We start from the raw sequence: 20,097 nt of genomic DNA, 5'->3' as shown, positions 1-20,097 counted from the left end.
CAAGGGGATAAAAGATCAGGGCAGGGGATCGATCCCTCCCGGATGAAAGGGATGACACTTGGCCAGGCGGCGTAACCCCAGCCACAGACCTCTCAAGATGCCATAGCGATGAATCGCGTCGTAACTATACTGGGAACAGGAAGGATAAAAACGGCAGGAAGGCCCCATGAGCGGGGAAAGAACAAGTTGATAAACACGAATCAGACCCAGGCACAGATGCCGCATGGCGCTTAACCTCGGCTATTGCCGAATCTCTTGAGACCACCAAGCTCCTCGACCACCTGGTCGAAACGAAGAAGGGAGGCGCCGGGCCGGGCGACAATGGAAAAATCCCGATCCTGGCAGGCAACCTGCAGTTGCCGGCGAAAGAATTCGCGCAGCAAGCGTTTCACCCGATTGCGTTCCGGCGAGTTGCCGACTTTGCGACTCACCGTCAATCCCAGCCGACACCCGCCCTCGGTGTTTTTCAGCACATAGACAAGAAAGTGGGGCGTTTTGTACAAACGCCCCTTTTTTCGCAAGGTTTCAAATTCTTTACCGGTTTTGAGACGTTTGCTGCCCGGGAAGGAATGCGCTCTGGAGTCGGTCACCGGGTCGCCAACTACTTCTTGGGAATCTCCACAACCAGGCGATGACGGCCTTTGGCGCGGCGCCGCTTAAGAACCTGCTGGCCCTTGCTGGTCAGCATCCGCTTGCGAAATCCGTGGGTTCTTTTGCGCCGAACCTTACTCGGCTGGTAAGTGCGTTTCATCGAACTAACTCCTTGAATCGATCATGATTTATTCTGCGGAACAAAAGAAAGCGTAATTAAGAACATACTTTGCGTCAGAAGTCAACCGCCTTTGCGTCCTGACGGCGCCGCCGGGCATCGGCGCCTGCGGAGAAAAGACTTGAAATTTCTCTCTGCCTCTGTTAATTTTAGCCCCCTCAAGGACAGCAAAAGTATTAAGAAAAAAGCATTTTTTCCTTTTTCCACAGATGTTGAAAAACCTGTGAATCAGACTTTGTAATGCGCGTTTTTTTCCCTTGTTTTTTTCCCTTTCTACCGGACAGCCCGCATCCATGGATCGACTCTGGCGCGAAACCCTGACCCTTTTGCAGCAAACCCTCAGCCCACAGCTGTTTACCACCTGGATCAAGCCCATTGAATTTCTGCGCGCCGAAAAATCGCGCATTCATCTGCGGGTTCCCAACCGATTTTTTCTTGAGTGGATCCGCGACAACTACGCCGCGCGGATCGAACAAGCCCTCGCTCAGGTCGGCGCGGTTGAATATCGCATCGACCTGGAGATCGGCAAGTCCTCCATCGCCGACAAAGCCTCCCAGGCGACCCGCCCCCCGGGAGTAACCGCTGCCCCGGAGGAAACCGCGGAGACATCCCCGGCACGCCCCAAGCCGGATCTCTTTCCCTCGAATCTCAATCCACGCTACGTCTTTACCGATTTTGTTTCCGGCTCCTCGAATCAATTCGCCCATGCCGCGGCCATGGCCGTCGCCAACAACCCGGCCACCACCTACAATCCCCTGTTCATCTACGGAGGCGTGGGTCTCGGCAAGACCCATCTGATCAACGCCATCGGCAACGCGATTCTAAGCCGCAACCCGGAAATGCGCGTCTGCTACTATGCCTCGGAAAAATTCATGAACGAGCTGATCAATTCCCTGCGCTATGCCCGCATGGATGAATTTCGCAACAAATTTCGCTCCATGGATGTCCTGCTCATCGACGACGTCCAATTCATCGCCGGCAAGGAACGCACCCAGGAGGAATTTTTCCACACCTTCAACGCCTTGTACGAGGCGCACAAGCAGATCGTGGTGACCTCGGACAAGTTTCCCAAGGAGATCCCCGGTCTCGAGGAGCGTTTGCGTTCGCGTTTCGAGTGGGGACTCATCGCCGACATCCAGGCGCCGGACGTGGAGACCAAACAAGCGATTCTCAAAATGAAAGCAGATAAGAACGGCATCAATCTTCCGGAGGACGTCGCCTTTTTCCTGTCCAACTCCATCACCAGCAACGTGCGCGAACTCGAGGGTTTTTTAATTCGCCTCGGCGCCTACGCCAGCCTGACCTCGACACCCCTCACCCTGGAGATGGCCCGGGAAGTCCTCAAGGATATTCTCGTGGAAAAAAGCCGGGAACTTTCCGTGGAAGAGATCCAAAAGTGCGTGGCCGCCCATTTCAACCTCAAACTGACGGACCTCAAATCACCCAAGCGCCTCAAGGCCTTGGTGTTGCCCCGTCAGATCGCCATGTACCTGTCGCGCCAGCTCACCTCCCTGTCCTTTCCGGAAATCGGCGAGCGTTTCGGCGGCAAGGATCATTCAACCATCATCCACGCCATAAAAAAAATCGAAAGTTTGCAGGAGAATGATTTTCAGTTGCGCGCAACCCTCAATACCCTCAAAAATACTCTAACCCGTTGAGGGGATAAGCTGTGCGTCCCGCTGGGGATGCGGTGGATGACCGAAGGTCGCTGTTCGGCTATCCACAATGGCGGCTTTTCCCAGGGTCCGCTCCCACAAGGTTTTCAACATAGGAATGCAACGTTTTTCCAGCGACTTTGGCGCTAAAACCAGCTACCCACAGGCATCTATTACTACTACCATTTTTATTTTTTTAAAAACCCATAGAGCATAGATACTTTCCACCGCAGGGAGGTTCCATGAAATTCCAGATTGAAAAACAGGTTTTCCTCAAGGCCCTGGGCCGGATTCAGGCCATCGTCGAACGCAAGAATACCATCCCGGTCCTGGCCAATGTCCTCATCGACACCGCCGACGCCGCGGTGGTGCTGACCGCCACCGACCTCGAGGTGGGAATGCGTTCGTCCTATCCGGCAACCATCGAGGAATCCGGCCGTATCACCGTTTCGGCAAAGAAACTTTTCGAAATCGTGCGCGAACTGCCGGAAGGAGAAATTTCCTTTCGCGCCAAGGAAAACTGCTGGATCGAAATCCGCTGCGGCAAGGCCCTCTTCAACCTGGTCGGTCTCTCGCCGGAGGAATTTCCGTTTTTCCCGGCGACCAAGGATCCGGAGATCATCGTTCTGCCCAGCGCCGCTGTGGCGCGCATGATCGAAAAGACCGCATTCGCCATGTCCACGGACGAAACCAAGTACAACCTCAACGGTATTTTCTTTCGCAGCGGCCAGGACAATTCCGAGGATTTCCTCAACCTGGTCGCCACCGACGGACATCGCCTGGCGAAAATCGCCGCGCCCATTCCTGCCCCCGCGGCACCCGAACTGCAACGCGGAGTCATTTTTCCGCGCAAGGGCATCTTCGAGCTGAAAAAACTGGCGGAGGAAGGCGGCGAGGATATCCACCTGAGTTTCATGGAAAACAGCGCCCAGATTTCCAAGGGCCACACCACTCTGATCATGCGCCTGATTGACGGTCAGTTTCCCGATTACGAACGCGTCATTCCCAAGGCCAACGATCAGACCGCGGAAATTTCCACGGAAGAGTTCTTTCATGCCCTGCGCCGCATGTCGACCCTCGCCAGTGAAAAATCCAAGGGCGTGCGCATTGCCCTAAAACCGGATCTGCTGGAAATTTCCTCCTCCAATCCCGAGTTGGGCGACGGGCGCGAGGAATTGGAAGTAGCCTACCAGGGTCAGGAAGTCGCCATCGGTTTTAACGCCCGTTATCTCCTGGATATCCTCCAGACCCATGACGAGGAAAAAATTCTGTTTAAAATCAAGGATAATCTCTCCCCGGCGCTGCTGACCGGCAGCACCGACAAAAATTATTTGGCAGTCATCATGCCGATGCGTTTATAATCGGAAATTTCCTGAAGGGAAAAAAAGCCTTTTGCCCAAAAGGCTTTTTTTTTGAAAACGACACCGTTTATGTTGATCAGCGCTCTTCAGCTGGCGACCTTTCGCAATCTCGCCACGGCCGCCTTGGAGCCCGCGAGGGATTTCAATGTTTTTTGGGGCGAGAACGCGCAGGGCAAAACCAATCTTCTGGAGGCCATTTACCTTCTGGGGACCCTGAAAAGTTTTCGCACCCAACGCAACGAGGAACTGATCCGCGCCGGCGCCCTCCAGAGTCGCCTTGAGGCCCGGGTTGAAACGGCCGGCGTCGGCCATTGCCTGGAACTCCTTCTGGACGGCCCGCACAAACGGGTGCGCATCGACGGCAAACAGGTGCGCCGTGCCGGCGAGGTGCTGGGCATATTGCGACCGGTGCTTTTCTCCCCGGAGGAAGTCAACCTGGTCAAGGGCGCACCGGCGGGCCGCCGCGATTTGCTCGATCGCGCCCTTTTGCACATGGATGCCGGTTACCTGGATCTTTTTCAGGATTTTTTGCGCATTTTGCGTCAACGCAATGGTCTGCTGCGCCAAGGAGCCGCGTCGGCTGAGCTGACGCCCTGGACCGAGGGTTTGATTCGCGCCGGGGCCGCCATTCGCGCCGAGCGCCATACTTTCGCCACGCGCCTCGCGCCTCACCTGGCCCGGGTCTACGCGCGCATCACCGAAGCAGGCGAGCAGGCCAGCCTGATGTGCCCGGGAGCGCCTGACAGCGATTTCGCCGAGGATCTGCGCCGCGAACTCAGCCGCCTGCACACCGAGGAACGCCGCCTCGGCCAGACCCTGGCCGGCCCCCATCGGGATGATCCCCGGTTTCTGGTCAATGGCCGTTCCCTGCGCAGTTTTGGCTCCCAGGGACAGCAGCGCTGCTTCATTCTAGCCTTCAAGGCGGCGCAGATCGAACTGCTGGAGGAATTGACGGGAGATTCCCCAGTACTGCTCCTCGACGACATCACCAGCGAACTGGACAGCCGGCGCAAGAGCTATCTCTTCGAATTTCTTCGCGAACGCCGCGGTCAGGTGTTCCTGACCACCACCGATGCGGAATCGCTGCGTCGCCAGGGCTTGGCCCAGGCCCGCTTTTTTCACGTAAGCAAAGGACACTGGCACCATGACTGACAAACAGCAGGATTTGCTTTCTCCGCGGAATCCCAAGGATTACGGCGCGGACAGCATCAAGGTTCTGGAAGGCCTCTCCGCCGTGCGCAAACGCCCGGCCATGTATATCGGTTCGACCGGCGCCCCGGGCCTCCACCATCTGGTCTACGAGGTGGTCGACAACTCCATCGACGAGGCCCTGGCCGGTTACTGCAACGAGGTCCTGGTCACCATTCATCTTGACGGTTCAGTGACGGTGGAGGACAACGGCCGCGGCATTCCCGTGGACATGCACCCCACCATGCACAAGCCCGCCGCCGAGGTGGTGCTCACCGTGCTGCACGCCGGCGGCAAGTTCGACAACGAGTCCTACAAGGTCTCGGGCGGCCTGCACGGCGTGGGTGTGTCGGTGGTCAACGCCCTTTCGGAAAAGCTCGAACTGGAAATCCGCCGCAACAATCTCGTCTATCGCCAGACCTACGAGCGCGGCGTGCCCATGTGTGCGCTGCGCGAGGACGGCGCCACCAAGAAGCGTGGCACCAAGATCACCTTCTGGCCCGATGGCGAGATTTTCGAGACCACGGAATTCTCCTTCGAGACCCTCTCCCAGCGCTTGCGCGAGTTGGCTTTTCTCAACGCCGGCGTCAAGATCAACATTCTCGACGAGCGCACCGAAAAGAGCCACGAGTTTCACTACGAGGGCGGCATTGTCTCCTTCGTCGAGTACCTCAACCGCGCCAAGACGGCTCTGCACCCCGCCCCCATCTACTTTCGCGGCGAAAAGGAAGGGGTGGAGATGGAGGTGGCCATCCAGTACAACGACGGCTACGACGAAAAGATTTTTTCCTTCGCCAACAACATCAACACCCACGAGGGCGGCACTCATCTGATCGGCTTCAAGGCGGCTCTGACCCGTACCATGAACACCTATGCCACCGCCAACAACCTGCTGAAAAACGTCAAGACCACCATCAGCGGCGATGATCTGCGCGAGGGCATGACGGCGGTGATCTCGGTGAAGATCTCCGATCCGCAATTCGAGGGGCAGACCAAGACCAAGCTCGGCAACTCGGACGTCAAGGGCTACGTCGAGACTCTGATGAACGAAAAGCTCGCCGAATACCTGGAAGAAAACCCCCAGGTAGCGCGCAAGATCCTGGAAAAGGGCATCGAGGCGGCGCGCGCCCGCGAGGCGGCGCGCAAGGCGCGCGACCTGACGCGGCGCAAGGGCGCCCTGGAAGGCTTATCCCTACCGGGTAAGCTCGCCGACTGCCAGGAAAAAGATCCGGCCCTTTCCGAAATCTATCTGGTCGAGGGCGATTCGGCGGGCGGTAGCGCCAAGCAGGGTCGCGACCGGCGCACCCAGGCGATCCTGCCGCTGAAGGGCAAAATACTCAACGTGGAAAAGGCGCGCTTTGACAAGATGCTCACCTCGGCGGAGATCCGCACCCTGATCACCGCCATGGGTACCAGCATCGGCAAGGACGATTTCGACCTCGCCAAGCTGCGCTACCATCGCATCATCATCATGACCGACGCCGACGTCGACGGCTCGCACATCCGCACCTTGCTGCTGACGTTTTTCTTCCGCCAAATGCCCGAGCTGGTCGAGCGCGGCCATCTCTACATCGCCCAGCCGCCCCTCTACAAGGTCAAGCGCGGCAAGAAGGAGATCTATCGCAAGGACGATGCGGAATTGCTCGAATACCTGCTTGACGAGGGCACCGAAGGCGCCACCGTGCAGATGGAAAAAACCGGCAAGGTACTGCGCGGCAAGCAGATCATTCCGACTTTGCGCAACATCATCGACTTCAACAACCTCTTCGAAAAACTGGTGCATAAGGGCCTTAACCGCGAGCTTCTGCGGATTTTCGTCACCGGCAAGATCCAGAACGGCTTTGCCGACATGCTCGATCTCACCCCGCTTGCCGACAAGCTCAAAGCGGTGGAGCCGCGTGCCACCTATCAGGCCTTGCAGGATCCGCCGCGGATTTTCTTCACGCTCGGCAACCTGCGCGCGCGCCTCGACCAGGGCGGTCTGGAGATTCTCTCCTCACCCGAATACAAGCTTCTGCTGCAGGCCTACCGCAAGGTCGAGGAGATCTGTCTCGACGAAAAAGCCTTCATCTCCTACGAAAACAAGGAGGTGACGGAAATCTCCGATCGCCAGGATCTGCTCACCCATTTCCTCGATCGCGCCAAGAAGGGCCAATACATTCAGCGCTACAAGGGGCTGGGCGAGATGAACCCGGAGCAGTTGTGGGAAACCACCATGGATCCCGACAAGCGCGTGCTGCTGCAGGTCAAGATCGAGGACGCGGTGGAAGCCGACGAGATCTTTACCGTGCTCATGGGCGATCAGGTGGAGCCGCGCCGCGATTTCATCGAGAAGAACGCCCTCAACGTGTCGAACCTCGACATCTAAATTCCTGAAGGAATAGCGAATCATGCTGGAACCGCAACAGCCCACCAAATTCACGGTCAACATCGAAGACGAGATGCGCAAGTCCTACATGGACTACGCCATGAGCGTCATCATCGGCCGCGCCCTGCCCGACGTGCGCGACGGCCTCAAGCCGGTGCACCGCCGCGTGCTCTTCGCCATGCACGACCTGGGCAACGAGTGGAACAAGCCGTACAAGAAATCGGCGCGCGTGGTCGGTGACGTTATCGGTAAGTATCATCCCCACGGCGATTCGGCGGTCTACGACACCATCGTGCGCATGGCGCAGGATTTCTCCATGCGCCATCCCCTGGTCGACGGCCAGGGCAACTTCGGCTCCATCGACGGCGATTCCGCCGCCGCCATGCGTTACACCGAAATCCGCATGGCGCGCCTGGCGGGCGAGCTGCTCGCCGACATCGAGAAGGAAACCGTTGATTTCGGGCCCAATTACGACGACTCCCTGCAGGAGCCCCTGGTCCTGCCGGCCAAGTTTCCCAATCTGCTGGTCAACGGGTCCGAGGGCATCGCCGTCGGCATGGCGACCAAGATCCCGCCGCACAACCTGGGCGAGGTGATCGAGGCCCTGGTGGCGATCATCGACGATCCGCGCCTGCGCCTCGACGAGCTGATGGAAAAGCTGCCCGGACCGGATTTTCCCACCGCCGGCTTCATCTTCGGCCGCGAAGGCATCCGCGAGGCTTACCGCACCGGCCGCGGCATCATCCAGATGCGCGCCCGCGCCCTGGTCGAGGTCGACAAGCGCACCGGCAAGGAAGCGATCATCATCAGCGAGATCCCCTACCAGGTGAACAAGGCCAAGCTCATCGAAAAAATAGCCGAGCTGGTCAAGGACAAGAAGATCGAGGGCATTTCCGATCTGCGCGACGAATCGGACCGCGAAGGGATGCGTATCGTCATCGAGCTGAAAAAGGACGTGATTCCGGCGGTGATCATCAATCAGCTGTACAAGATGACCGCCATGCAGTCCTCCTTCGGCATCATCATGCTCGCCATCGTCAACGGCCAGCCCCAGGTGCTCGATCTGCGCCGGTTGCTCGACCTGTTCATCGAGCACCGCAAGGAAGTGGTGACGCGCCGCTGCATCTTCGACCTGAAGAAAGCCGAGGCGCGCGCCCACATCCTCGAAGGCCTCAAGATCGCCCTGGAAAACCTCGACGAGGTGATCCAGATCATCAAGACCTCGGCCAGTCCCGCCGAGGCCAAGGAACGGCTCATGGGGCGCTTTGCCTTCTCCGAGCTCCAAGCCCAGGCGATCCTCGACATGCGCCTGCACCGCCTCACCGGCTTGGAGCGCGACAAGATCCTCGCCGAGTATGAGGAGGTGCTGGCCCTGATCCGCCGCCTCAAGGAAATTCTCGCCAGCGAGGTGGAAATTCTCAAGATCATCCGCGAGGAACTGCTCGAAGTACGGGAAAAATACGCCAACCCGCGCCGCACCGAGATCGTCGCCCAGACCGGCGAACTGTCCCTCGAGGACCTCATCGTCGAGGAGGACATGGTGGTGACCGTGTCCCACACCGGCTACATCAAGCGCAACGCCGTGTCCCTCTACCGCGCCCAACGCCGCGGCGGCAAGGGTAAGACCGGCATGCGTCCCAAGGAAGAGGATTTCGTCGAGCGCCTGTTCATCGCCTCGACCCACAGCTACGTGCTGATCTTCACCGACCAGGGCAAGGTCTATTGGCTCAAGGTGCATGAGATTCCCCAGGGCGGGCGCGCCTCGCGCGGCAAGGCCATCGTCAATCTGCTCAACCTCGCCGCCGGAGAGAAGGTCATGACGGTGCTGCCGGTCAAGGAGTTTGTCGAGGGCAAGTACATCGTTACCGCCACCGAGCAGGGCACGGTGAAAAAGACCGACCTCATGGCCTACGCCAATCCCCGCGCCGGCGGCATCATCGCCCTGACCATCGACGAGGGCGACCATCTCATCGCCGCGCGTCTCACCGACGGCAGCATGGACATTCTCCTCGCCAGCCGCCACGGCAAGTCGATCCGCTTCCCCGAGACGGACGTGCGCCCCATGGGCCGCACCGCACGCGGGGTGCGCGGCATGCTGCTCGAGGACGACGACCGGGTGATCGGCATGGAGACCGTCACCGACGTGACCGCCGCGACCCTGGTGACGGTCACCGAAAACGGCTACGGCAAGCGTACCGATCTCGACGAGTACCGGGTGCAGAGCCGCGGCGGCAAGGGCATCATCACCATCAAGACCTCGGAACGCAACGGCAAGGTGGTCGACATCAAGCTCTGCGAGGAAGATTCGGACCTGATGTTCATCACCGATCGCGGCAAGGTGCTGCGCACCTCCGTCGCCCATCTCTCGGTCATCGGCCGCAACACCCAGGGCGTGCGCCTGATGGTGCTCGAGCCCGGCGAGCGCGTGGTGGCGGTGGCCAAGCTGGCCGAGAAGGATGAAGACCATGGCCTCGATTCAGAAGTTGAAGAAACAGATTTTGAGGGAGGAACTGAGCTACCGGCGCCGGAGGACGAGTAGGCGCCTGCTGCTGGCGGGGCTGCTGCTGGCGCTTGTGGCCGGCTGCGGCGCCGTCTTTTACCTGTGGAATCAGGAGCGCTTCGCCGAGCGCCGCTTCAGCCGCGCCCAGGCCTTGCTGGTGGAGCAGGACTACGTCGAGGCGGCGCGCCAGTTCCAGCGGCTCGCGCGCCTCTACCCCCATGCCTCGCGCGCCGACGAGGCCCTGTTTCACGTCGGCGAGCTCCAGCACCTCTACCTCAAGGACGCCGAGCGGGCGCTGCTGGCCTTTCTCCAACTAGAAAAGAATTATCCCGGCAGCCCCTTCGGCCTGGCCGCCCAGCGCTACGCGGCGGATATCTACATGGACCGCCTGGAGGATCCCGGTCGGGCGGTGGCTGCCTACCAGAAACTTCTCGACCAGGGGGTTGCCGAGGGCGATCAGGTCCAGTATCGTATCGGGGAGGCCTATTTCCGCCTCAACAACTTCGAGCAGGCGCGCATCGAGTGGGACAACCTGCTGCGGCTCTTTCCCGAGAGTGAACTGGGCGCCGAGACCAGCTACCGCATTGCCGTCTCCTTGACCCTGCAGGGGGATTTCAAGGAAGCGCGGCAGCGCTTCGAGGAGCTCATCGCCCGCTGGCCCGACCACCTCTACGCGGTGGAAGCGCGCTTCGGCCTGGCGGCGGTGCTCGAGGAGCAGGAGCAGCTGGTGGACGCCCTGGAGATGCTGGAAAAACTGCGCGGCGTCTATCCCAAGCCCGAGGTGTTGGAGCAGCGCATCGCGCAGGTGCGGGAGCGTATCGAGAAAAAGCAGAAAGCCATTTGAAAAGGATGATCCCTATGAACATCGGTGTCATCGGCGCCGGCAGCTGGGGCACGACCCTCGCCGATCTGCTCGCGCGCAAGGGCCACGCCGTCACCCTCTGGGCCTACGAAGCCGATTTGGTGGAGCGCATGACGCGCACCCGCGAGAACGATCTGTTTCTCTCCGGCGTGACCCTGGCCTCCAACCTGTCCTTCACCGCCGATCTGCGCCAGGCCGTCGCGGGCCGCGAGCTGTTGCTGCTGGTACCGCCCTCCCAGGTCATGCGCGGCCTCATGCAGCGCGCCGTTGCCGACATCGCCCCGGACTGCCTGGTGGTGAGCGCGGCCAAGGGCATCGAGATCGACAGCCTGCGGACCATGTCCGAGGTGTTGGAGGAAACCCTGCCGGGGGCCTTTCACCAGGGGCTGTGCTATCTCTCCGGTCCCAGCTTCGCCCGCGAGGTGGCGGCGGGCATGCCTACCGCGGTGGTGGCGGCCAGTCGCGACCAGGCTGCGGCGCGGCGCGTGCAGGAGGCCATGAGCACCGAGGCCTTTCGCATCTACACCAACACCGATATCCTCGGCGTGGAGTTGGGCGGGGCGCTGAAAAACGTCATCGCCCTTGCCGCCGGGGTGGCCGACGGCCTGGGTTTCGGCCATAACAGCCGCGCCGCGCTCATCACCCGCGGCCTCGCCGAGATGACGCGCCTGGGTCTGGCCAAGGGCGCCCAGGCGACCACCTTCGCCGGCCTGGCGGGCATGGGCGATCTGGTGCTGACCTGCACCGGCGATCTGTCGCGCAACCGCGGCGTCGGCATCGAACTGGGCCGGGGGCGCAAGCTCAAGGACATTCTCGCCGGCATGAAGATGGTCGCCGAAGGGGTCCAGACCTGCCTGTCCACCTACCGCCTGGCGCGGAAACTCGGCGTCGAGGTGCCCATCACCGAGCAGATGTATCTGATCCTTTACGAGGACAAGGATCCGCGCCAGGCCGTGATTGATCTCATGGCCCGCGACCTCAAGTCCGAGGGAATCTAGTTGCGGAAAAGGAGACCGAGTATGCGCAGGTGGGTTGCGATTTTGGGATTGCTCGCCATTTTGGCCGCGCCGGCGGCGGCCGCGGAGTTTGCCGTGATCGAGACCGAGCACGGCACCATCCGTATCGAACTCCACGCCGAACAGGCGCCGCAGACCGTGGCCAACTTCCGCAAGCTCGCCCGCGAGGGCTTCTACGACGGCTTGAGCTTTCACCGCGTGGTGCCGGGCTTCGTCGTGCAGGGGGGCGATCCCCTGGGCAACGGCACCGGCGGGCCCGGCTACGACCTGCCGGCGGAAATCCATCCCAGCCTCAAGCATCAGGTGGGCGCCGTGGCCACCGCGCGCAAGGGCGACCGAGTCAATCCGGAGCGCCGCTCCTCGGGTTCGCAGTTCTACATCTGCCTCGACCCCCAGCCGCACCTGGACGGCGGCTACACCATCTTCGGCCAGGTGGTGGAGGGCATGGAGGTGGTGCGGCGCATCCAGGCCGGCGACCGCATGCGCAAGGTCAGCATCGCGACGCAGCCCTGACACCTGCGAGTTCTGAGTCTTTCAAGGCGGATGCCCCCGACGGGTGGACCGCCTTTTTTCGTGGGCGCGCGCCGCGTTTCTTTTCTGGCGTTTCGGGGCCGATCAATTATAATTTTCCCTACTTTGTCCCTTGGGGCGGAAACCTCGCCCCTGCCGCCAACCCCGACCGCCGAGGGGGACTTCGCCGAGGATGTCCGCCACCGTCCGCATCATGACCTATCAGGTCGGCCGCTGCCGCGGCGGCGATGGGCGCATCGATCCCGAGCGCATTGCCGCGGTGATCGCCGAGGGCCGGCCGGATATCCTCGCCCTGCAGGACATCGACACCGATGCCGGCGGCCAATTGCACCAGCTGGAGAAGCGCCTGGGCATGACCGCCTATGCCAAGGAGAAGGCCGGCGGCAACGCCTTTTTGTCCTACTTTCCCCTGGCGGGGCTGCGCACCTACGATCTCGGCGAGGGGGGCTGCTGCCTGCGCGGCGATGCCGACGTGCGCGGCAAGCGCCTGCACCTGTTCAATCTGCGCCTGAGCAGCGCCCTCGGCCGGCGCGGCCGCCAGATCCACAGCCTGCTCAGTCGCGACCTGCTCGGCGACGACGCCCTGGTGTGCCCGACCATCGTCCTCGGCGATTTCGGCGATATCATCTGGACCCTCGCCAACCTGGAGCTCAACCTGCGCCTGCGCCAGGCCATCCGTCCCCTGTGGAGCGCCACCTATCCGGCGCGTTTTCCCCTCATCGGCCGGGATCGCGCCTACCTCAAAGGCAAGATTCGCGTGCTGGACGCCAGCATTCTGCGCTCGCCCCTGGCGCGTCGCGCATCCTCCCATCTGCCCCTGATTCTCACGGCCGAAATCCAGGATCCGGCCTGTATTCTTCGGGTCAAGGAACTCAAGAGAAGCGGCATGGAGGTCGCGGCGGGCTGAAAGGAACGCGGTTGTGGATAAGGCTGTGAAATCTGTGGATGGGCCCAGAACCCGAGGGCACGGCGCGGCGCGCGGCAAGGCCCTGGAGGTGCTGGCCCTGCTCGAACAGGCGCACGCCGATGCCCACTGCGCCCTGCATCATGGCGATCCCTGGCAGTTGCTGGTGGCCACCATGCTCTCCGCCCAGTGCACCGACGAGCGGGTCAACCAGGTGACGCCGGCCCTGTTCGCGCGCTGTCCCGACGCCGCCGCGACGGCCGTGGCCGATCTCGGCGAACTTGAGGAGCTGATTCGTTCCACGGGATTTTTCCGTGCCAAGGCGCGCAACATCCAGGCCACCGCAAAGGTGCTGGTGAATGAGTACGGCGGCGCGGTGCCGCGCGAGCTCGCGGCGTTGGTGCGGCTGCCGGGGGTGGGCCGCAAGACCGCCAACGTGGTGCGCGGCGTGGCCTTCGGCGAGGCGGGGATGGTGGTCGACACCCACGTCAAGCGCATCGCCTTTCGCCTGGGCTGGACGCGCGCGGAGGATCCGGCGCGCATCGAGGCGGATCTTTGTCGGCTGCTGCCGCGCGAAAAATGGACCCGGACCGGGCATGTGCTGATTTTTCACGGGCGGCGCATCTGCAAGGCGCCCACCCCCTTGTGCTCCTGCTGTCCGGTGAGCCCTTGCTGCCCCCGCCAGGGGGTGACCCGATCCCACTGACGAGCGCCCCATGAGAAGACTGATCCCGAAATTGGTCGTCCTGCTGAGCCTGCTGCTGGTGCTCGTCGCCCTGGCGGGCTGCGAAAAACGCGGCCGGTCCGTGCGGCTGGGCGGAGGGCCCTCCGGCGGGACGTTCCAGGTGGTGGCGGAAGGGCTGGCGAAAATTCTCCAGCCCGCCCATCCCGGAGTGCGCTTCGTCGTCGAGCGCAGTGCCGGGTCCAGCGCCAATCTGCGCGCGCTGGAGGAGGGAAAGTTGGATCTGGCGCTGGTCTACGCGGGGGATTTTTACGGCGAGGAGCCGGGCGGCGGGCTCGCGGTCCGGGCCAATGTCCAGATTCTGACCCGTCTCTACGATGCGGTGGCGCAACTGGCGGTGCTCTCCAGCAGCCGCATCACCCTACCGACGCAGCTGCGCGGGGCGCGAATCGCCATCGGCAATCCGGGTTCCGGGGCGGCGCTGGCCGCGGAACGCTATTTTCGCGCCCTGGGCATCTGGGAGCAAATCGTCCCAGTATATCTGGGGTACGATATGGCCATTGCCGAGCTGCTGCGCGGCAACCTGGTGGCGGTGTGGGAGCTGGTGGGGGTGCCGAGCGCGTCCTTTGCCGCCGCCACGCGGCAGGTGCCCCTGCGCCTGCTCAACCTGCAGGAAGCGGCCCACGGCGGGCATTTCTTCGACCTCTATCCCTTCTACCGGCCGGTGGACATCCCCGCCGGCACCTATCCCGGCCAGGAGCGGGCGATGACGAGCTTCGCCGACACCGCCCTGCTGGCTGCCTCCCGCGAACTCTCGCGGGACATGAGCTGGCGCATCCTCGAGGGCATGTTCAACGAGGACGGCCTGGGGGCCCTGCGCGGCCTGCATCCCTCTCTCGCCGCATTCAGCGCCGAGGCCGCCCTGGAGGGCGTTGAGCTACCCCTGCATCCCGGCGCGGTTCACTACTGGCAGCAGCAGGGGCGCGATCTTCCTGCCTCGCTGTTGCCCGCCGTTCCCTGAAACGTTCTTAGCGCAATTCCTCGAGATCCAGGCGGAAGAAATCCTGCGCGCGCAATTGGGGCTGGTCCATGGCGTAGCGGGTCGGCGCGCTGCCCGGCGCGAAGGCCTCGATGATCATGTGGTCGGCGTCCTCGGTGGTGAGCAGGCCGTTGCGCGGGTCGATGGGGCGAAACTCCAGGTTGTCGGGCACGGCGAAATGCTCCAGCGGCAGTTCCTTGACCGCCTCCTGCATGAAGCTGATCCACGCCGGCAGCGCGGCGCGGGCGCCGGTTTCCTGGCGGCCGAGGGAGCGTTCCTGGTCGTGGCCGACCCAGGAGGCGGCGACCAGCTGCGGCACATAGCCGATGAACCAGGCATCCTTGAGTTCGTTGGTGGTTCCGGTCTTGCCCGCCACCGGGCGATTGAGCACCTTGGCGCGCTGGCCGGTGCCGTCCTGGACCACGCTCTCCATGAGATTGTTCATGAGATAGGCGGTGGTCGGCGAGATCACCCGCTCCGGCGCGGGGCGCAGCAGGCGCTGGCCGGGGCCGACGCCCTCGGGGAAGTCGGCGGGGTCGATGGATTCGAGGATGCGCCCGTCGCGGTCCTTGATGCGCAGGATGTAGCTTGGGGTGTTGCGCACCCCGCCGCTGGCGAAGACGCCGTAGGCGGTGGTCAACTCCATGGGCGTCATGGCCGCCGAGCCCAGGGCCAGGGTCAGATCGCGCGGCAGGGGCGACTCGATGCCGAGCTTGCGCGCGTAGTTGGCGGCATAGCCCACGCCGATGTCCTCGAGGATCTTGATGGTGGGGATGTTGCGCGACTGGGCCAGGGCATCGCGAAAGCTGGTCGGGCCGTTGAACTTGTCGTCGTAGTTTTTCGGTCGCCACTCGGTGCCCCCGCTCTGGCGGTAGATCAGCGGGCTGTCGAGGATGATGGACGCCGGGGTGAAGCCCCGGTCGAGGGCGGCGGCGTAAATCAGCGGCTTGATCGCCGAGCCGGGCAGGCGCCGTGCCTGGGTGGCACGGTTGAACTGGCTGGTGGAAAAGTCGTAGCCGCCGACCATGGCGCGCACCAGGCCGTTGCGCGGATCGACGGCGACCAGGGCGCCCTGGGCGAGGGGCTCCTGCTCCAGGCTCAGAACCAGGGAGCCGTCGGCATTGACCTTGCTCAGGCGTGTCTGCACGACCGCGCCCAGGGGCAGACGGGTGCGGCCGCCGCCTTCGGCGTTGCCGACGGGCTTGCGATCGGCGGCGACGACCTCGATGGTGCCGGCCCAGCGCGCCTCGTTGCGGCTCAGGCTCGCCTGCCAGGCGCCCACCTTGAGCCGCAGGTTGCGCTCGTCGCTGCCGGTGACCACCGCTTCGAGCACCGTATCGGGGGCCGGCGGCTGGGTGCCCAGGGCGTCGCGTTGCTGAGCGAGAAACCCCTCCACCTCGCCGGGAGCGAGCACTCGCAGGGGCCCGCGATAGCCGCGGCGCCGGTCATGCTCGCGCAGGTTGTCGCGCACCGCCGCCTGGGCGGCCTGCTGCATGGCGAGGTTCATGGAGGTGTGCACCTCCAGGCCGCCGCTGTAGAGCAGCTCCTCGCCGTAATTCTGTTCCAGGTAGCGGCGCACCTGCTCGGTGAAATAGGCGGCGCCGGCGATGTGGCGGTTGAGGCGCGGATGGATGGTGAGCTCCTCGGCGAAGGCCGCCCGCGCCTCCTCGGCGCTGATGTAGCCCTCCTCGGCCATGCGGTTGAGCACGTAGCGCTGGCGCTCCTTGGCGCGCTCGAAGTTGCTGTAGGGTGAGTAGCGGCTCGGCGCCTGGGGCAGGCCGGCGAGCATGGCGCATTCGGCGAGGCTCAGGTCCTGCACGTCCTTGTTGAAGTAGTTTTCGGCGGCCGCCTGCACGCCGTAGGCGGCATGGCCGAGATAGATCTGGTTGAGATAGAGGTAGAGGATGCCCTCCTTGGAGAGCTTTTGTTCCATGCGGTAGGCGAGGATCGCCTCCTTGAACTTGCGCGAAAACTTGCGCTCCGGGGTGAGAAGCATGCTCTTGGCCACCTGCTGGGTGATGGTGCTGCCGCCCTGGACGATGCCGCCGGCCTGCAGGTTACGAATGGCGGCGCGCAGGATCGACCAGAAATCGATGCCCGGATGGTGAAAGAACTGGGAGTCCTCGGCGGCGACGAAGGCGTTCACCAACTGCCGCGGCAGGCGCTCGACGGGCACCACGATGCGCCGCTCCCGCGAATATTCGGCGATCACCGTGCCGTCCTCGGCCAGGACGCGGGTGATGATGGGCGGCCGGTAGTCGGCGAGGGAGTCGACGCGGGGCAAATCCCCCGCCACGTAGTAGTAGGCGCCGCCGAGCAGGGTGGCGCCGCCGAGCAGGGCGAGCAGGGCGAAGATCGCCAGATATTTGAGGATGCGTGTCGCGGACATGGGAAAAACCAACCTTTTTCCAGGGGGTTGAAAAGCCGCATGCTAGCACGAGGGCAGGCGGGGGGCAACCGTTTTGCCGTTTGCCATCGCCCGCCCCTGTGTTATCATTGCCCCAGTTTTTTCGCGGAAAGGGTGCATCATGAAGGGATTTCTGGTGTTTTTGGTCCTCGGCGCAAGCCTTTTGGGCTGCGCCATGGTCGGTTCATGGAAGGCGATTCCGCCGCCGGGCGGCTGCGATCAGTGCCATCAGGTGCCCATCAGCCACGACTGGAGCGTCACGGTGGCGCCCGTCGCCCTCAGCGACGAAAGCGGCGTGCCCGCCTGGCAGCAGCCGACCTCGGTGCTGCCGCCGGAACCCTCGACCCTGGAGCAGCAGAAGATCACCGAGCAACGCTGCTTTCGCTGCCACAAGGGGCCCGATCGCGCCCATACCCAGTACAAGGGGCGCTACCATCATTGACGGTCGGCGCGAAGGCGCGCCTGCCGGCCCTGGAGACCCTTAGCCCGCCGGGACGAGGGTCTTTCTGTTTCTTTTCGCGATCAAGGAGATCTCGCTTATGTTCCGTCGCACCAAGATCGTCGCCACCGTCGGCCCGGCCTGCGCAAGCGAGGACATGTTGTTCGCCCTGATGGAGGCGGGCGCCGATGTCTTTCGCCTCAATTTCTCCCACGGCAGCCGTGACGACCGGGTGCGCTGGATCCGCACCATCCGTGAGCTCTCGGTGCGCCGGCGGCGCGCCGTGGCCATTCTCGGCGACCTGCAGGGGCCCAAGATCCGCACCGGTCTCATGGCGGGGGGCAAAATGCTCCTCGAAACCGGGCGCGAGGTGACCATCACCACCCGCGAGGTGCTCGGCGCCGACGGTTTGATCCCCACCATCTACCAGGCCCTGCCCGGCGACGTGGTGGTGGGTGATCGCATTCTCCTCGATGATGGTCTCATGGAGCTTGAGGTGCTCGGCGCCCAGGGCTACGAGGTGCGCTGCCGGGTCAAGGTCGGCGGGGTGCTCAAGGACCGCAAGGGCATCAACCTGCCCGGCGTCAAGGTCTCGGCGCCGGCCCTGACGGAGAAGGACGTGGCGGATCTTGACTTCTGCCTGGAGCAGGAACTTGATTACGTCGCCCTGTCCTTCGTGCGCCGCCCCGAGGATGTCTGGGAGCTGAAAAACCGCCTCTACCAGGCCAAGTCCGACATCCAGGTGATCGCCAAGATCGAGAAGCCCGAGGCGGTGGAGAGCTTCAGCGCCATCCTCGCCGCCGCCGACGGCATCATGGTGGCGCGCGGCGATCTCGGCGTGGAGATGCCGCCGGAGAAGGTGCCGCTGATCCAAAAGCGCATCATCCGCGAGTGCAACGAAGCGGGCAAGCCGGTGATCACCGCCACGCAGATGCTCGAGAGCATGATCAACAATCCGCGCCCGACCCGCGCCGAAACCTCGGACGTGGCCAATGCCATTCTCGACGGCACCGACGCGGTGATGCTCTCCGGCGAAACCGCCTCGGGCCAGTATCCGGTGGAGGCGGTGAGCCTCATGGCGCGCGTCGCCGAGGACGTGGAATCCGATCCCGCCCTGCGTGAGATGGTGTTTCACCCCATCTCCGAAACGCGCGGCTACCGCAGCCTGCCCGAGGCCATCGGCCAGGCTGCCTGCCAGGTGGCCGAGACGCTGGGCACCACGGGGATTCTCGCCTTCACCCAGACGGGCAGCACCGCCGCCCTGGTCGCCAAGTTCCGCCCCAGCGTGCCGATCTTCGCCGTCACCCCCTCGCCGCGGGTGCGCCGGCGCCTGGCTCTCTACGCCGGCATCCGCTCCATCCGCGTCGACATCGAGGGCGACACCGAGGCGCAGATCCGCTCGGTGGAGCAGGCGGTCCTCGCCGCCGAGGTGCTCAAGCGCGGCGACGTGGTGGTGATCACCATGGGCAGCCCGGTCTCGGCGCCGGGCACCACCAACCTGATGAAGGTGCACCGCATCGGTATCGGCGATTTCTACGAGGTGCACTGAGGTGAAAAAGGCGGTGATTCTCTACAGCGGCGGCCTCGATTCCACCACCTGCCTGGCCCTGGCCCACAGCGAAGGCTTTGCCCCCCATGCCCTGTCCTTCGCCTATGGCCAGCGCCATGCCGTCGAACTCGACAAAGCCCGTGAATACGCGCCGCGCGTGGGCGCCGTCGCGCATCTGGTGGTCGAGGTCGACATGCGCCGCATTGGCGGCAGCGCCCTCACCGCCGATCTTGACGTGCCCAAGGACGGGGTGGAGGAGGGCGCCATACCCGTCACCTACGTGCCGGCGCGCAATACGGTCTTTCTCTCCTTTGCCCTGGGCTGGGCCGAGGTGGTGGGCGCCTTCGACATCTACATCGGTGTCAACGCCCTGGATTATTCCGGCTATCCCGACTGCCGCCCGGAATACATCGCCGCCTTCGAGCAAATGGCCAATCTCGCCACCCGCGCGGCGGTGGAAGGGCAGGGGCGCTACCGCATTCACACCCCTCTCATCGACTTGAGCAAAGCCGACATCATCCGCCGCGGCCTGGAGCTGGGCGTCGACTACGCCCTCACCCATTCCTGCTACGATCCCACGCCCGCGGGCCTGGCCTGCGGCCGCTGCGACTCCTGCCGCCTGCGCCTCAAGGGCTTCGCCGAGGCCGGCGTGCCCGATCCGCTGGCCTACGCCTGAGAGAAATTGCCATGAAAGACGTGCAGCAAACCCCCGACACCCGCAACATCCCCATCGACAAGGTGGGGGTGAAGAACATCCGCTACCCCATCGTGGTCATGGACAAAAGCAAGGCGCGCCAGCACACGGTGGCGCGGGTCAACATGTACGT

The 20,097-nt window shown here is 63.2% G+C and carries 19 protein-coding genes; 15 read left to right on the top strand and 4 right to left on the bottom strand.

Annotated features, from left to right (window positions below; all coding sequences use genetic code 11):
• Positions 1–15 precede the first annotated feature (15 nt).
• The 3 genes from yidD to rpmH are packed head-to-tail and all read right to left on the bottom strand — an operon-like array spanning position 16 to position 751.
• The gene (yidD, locus tag QAT43_RS02500; protein WP_305041455.1) at positions 16–225 is read right to left on the bottom strand and encodes a membrane protein insertion efficiency factor YidD; all 210 of its coding nucleotides are present in this window, start codon (positions 223–225) and stop codon (positions 16–18) included.
• 5 nt (positions 226–230) lie between these two features.
• Positions 231–590, bottom strand: a complete 360-nt coding sequence (gene rnpA / locus QAT43_RS02495) for a ribonuclease P protein component (protein ID WP_305041454.1) — start codon at positions 588–590, stop codon at positions 231–233.
• 11 nt (positions 591–601) lie between these two features.
• Positions 602–751, bottom strand: a complete 150-nt coding sequence (rpmH, locus tag QAT43_RS02490; RefSeq protein ID WP_305041453.1) for a 50S ribosomal protein L34 — start codon at positions 749–751, stop codon at positions 602–604.
• A gap of 311 nt (positions 752–1,062) precedes the next feature.
• On the opposite strand from rpmH, the gene dnaA reads away from it, so the two are divergent.
• The 11 genes from dnaA (at position 1,063) to QAT43_RS02435 (ending at position 14,857) form a co-directional block, all read left to right on the top strand.
• Positions 1,063–2,427, top strand: a complete 1,365-nt coding sequence (dnaA, locus tag QAT43_RS02485) for a chromosomal replication initiator protein DnaA (protein WP_305041452.1) — start codon at positions 1,063–1,065, stop codon at positions 2,425–2,427.
• A gap of 239 nt (positions 2,428–2,666) precedes the next feature.
• Positions 2,667–3,785, top strand: coding sequence for a DNA polymerase III subunit beta (gene dnaN, locus QAT43_RS02480; protein WP_305041451.1), 1,119 nt, complete (start codon positions 2,667–2,669; stop codon positions 3,783–3,785).
• Between the two features lie 69 nt (positions 3,786–3,854).
• Entirely contained in the window at positions 3,855–4,937 is a 1,083-nt protein-coding gene (recF, locus tag QAT43_RS02475) for a DNA replication/repair protein RecF (protein WP_305041450.1), read from the top strand.
• Positions 4,930–7,341 (top strand): DNA topoisomerase (ATP-hydrolyzing) subunit B, encoded by a 2,412-nt coding sequence (gene gyrB, locus QAT43_RS02470; RefSeq protein WP_305041449.1) that lies wholly within the window; start codon positions 4,930–4,932, stop codon positions 7,339–7,341. Before recF ends, gyrB begins: the two co-directional genes overlap by 8 nt.
• A 22-nt stretch (positions 7,342–7,363) precedes the next feature.
• Entirely contained in the window at positions 7,364–9,880 is a 2,517-nt protein-coding gene (gene gyrA / locus QAT43_RS02465) for a DNA gyrase subunit A (protein ID WP_305041448.1), read from the top strand.
• On the top strand, positions 9,807–10,685 hold the full coding sequence (locus QAT43_RS02460) for a tetratricopeptide repeat protein (RefSeq protein ID WP_305041447.1): 879 nt from the start codon (positions 9,807–9,809) through the stop codon (positions 10,683–10,685). The genes gyrA and QAT43_RS02460 overlap by 74 nt, the downstream gene beginning before the upstream one ends.
• 8 nt (positions 10,686–10,693) lie before the next feature.
• Positions 10,694–11,701, top strand: coding sequence for an NAD(P)H-dependent glycerol-3-phosphate dehydrogenase (locus QAT43_RS02455; RefSeq protein WP_442900190.1), 1,008 nt, complete (start codon positions 10,694–10,696; stop codon positions 11,699–11,701).
• 21 nt (positions 11,702–11,722) lie between these two features.
• Entirely contained in the window at positions 11,723–12,232 is a 510-nt protein-coding gene (locus QAT43_RS02450) for a peptidylprolyl isomerase (RefSeq protein WP_305041445.1), read from the top strand.
• Between the two features lie 190 nt (positions 12,233–12,422).
• Positions 12,423–13,157, top strand: coding sequence for an endonuclease/exonuclease/phosphatase family protein (locus tag QAT43_RS02445; protein WP_305041444.1), 735 nt, complete (start codon positions 12,423–12,425; stop codon positions 13,155–13,157).
• A gap of 34 nt (positions 13,158–13,191) precedes the next feature.
• The gene (nth, locus tag QAT43_RS02440; protein ID WP_305041443.1) at positions 13,192–13,860 is read left to right on the top strand and encodes an endonuclease III; all 669 of its coding nucleotides are present in this window, start codon (positions 13,192–13,194) and stop codon (positions 13,858–13,860) included.
• A gap of 10 nt (positions 13,861–13,870) precedes the next feature.
• Positions 13,871–14,857, top strand: a complete 987-nt coding sequence (locus QAT43_RS02435; RefSeq protein WP_305041442.1) for a TAXI family TRAP transporter solute-binding subunit — start codon at positions 13,871–13,873, stop codon at positions 14,855–14,857.
• 7 nt (positions 14,858–14,864) lie between these two features.
• Here the strand turns inward: QAT43_RS02435 and QAT43_RS02430 are convergent, their stop codons facing one another.
• On the bottom strand, positions 14,865–17,264 hold the full coding sequence (locus tag QAT43_RS02430; RefSeq protein ID WP_305041441.1) for a penicillin-binding protein 1A: 2,400 nt from the start codon (positions 17,262–17,264) through the stop codon (positions 14,865–14,867).
• 139 nt (positions 17,265–17,403) lie between these two features.
• Here QAT43_RS02430 and QAT43_RS02425 point away from each other — a divergent pair, with 139 nt between their 5' ends.
• The 4 genes from QAT43_RS02425 to QAT43_RS02410 all read left to right on the top strand — a co-directional run.
• Complete coding sequence (locus tag QAT43_RS02425) at positions 17,404–17,724, top strand: cytochrome C (protein WP_305041440.1); 321 nt, start codon at positions 17,404–17,406, stop codon at positions 17,722–17,724.
• Positions 17,725–17,821: 97 nt separating this feature from the next.
• Positions 17,822–19,270, top strand: a complete 1,449-nt coding sequence (pyk, locus tag QAT43_RS02420; protein ID WP_305041439.1) for a pyruvate kinase — start codon at positions 17,822–17,824, stop codon at positions 19,268–19,270.
• Between the two features lies 1 nt (position 19,271).
• Entirely contained in the window at positions 19,272–19,946 is a 675-nt protein-coding gene (queC, locus tag QAT43_RS02415) for a 7-cyano-7-deazaguanine synthase QueC (protein ID WP_305041438.1), read from the top strand.
• Positions 19,947–19,957: 11 nt separating this feature from the next.
• A partial coding sequence (locus QAT43_RS02410; RefSeq protein ID WP_305041469.1) for a GTP cyclohydrolase, FolE2/MptA family occupies positions 19,958–20,097 on the top strand: 140 nt, incomplete at its 3' end.

The organism is Geoalkalibacter sp., assembly GCF_030604225.1.
GTDB lineage: Bacteria > Desulfobacterota > Desulfuromonadia > Desulfuromonadales > Geoalkalibacteraceae > Geoalkalibacter.
This window is presented reverse-complemented; position numbering and strand designations above follow the sequence as displayed.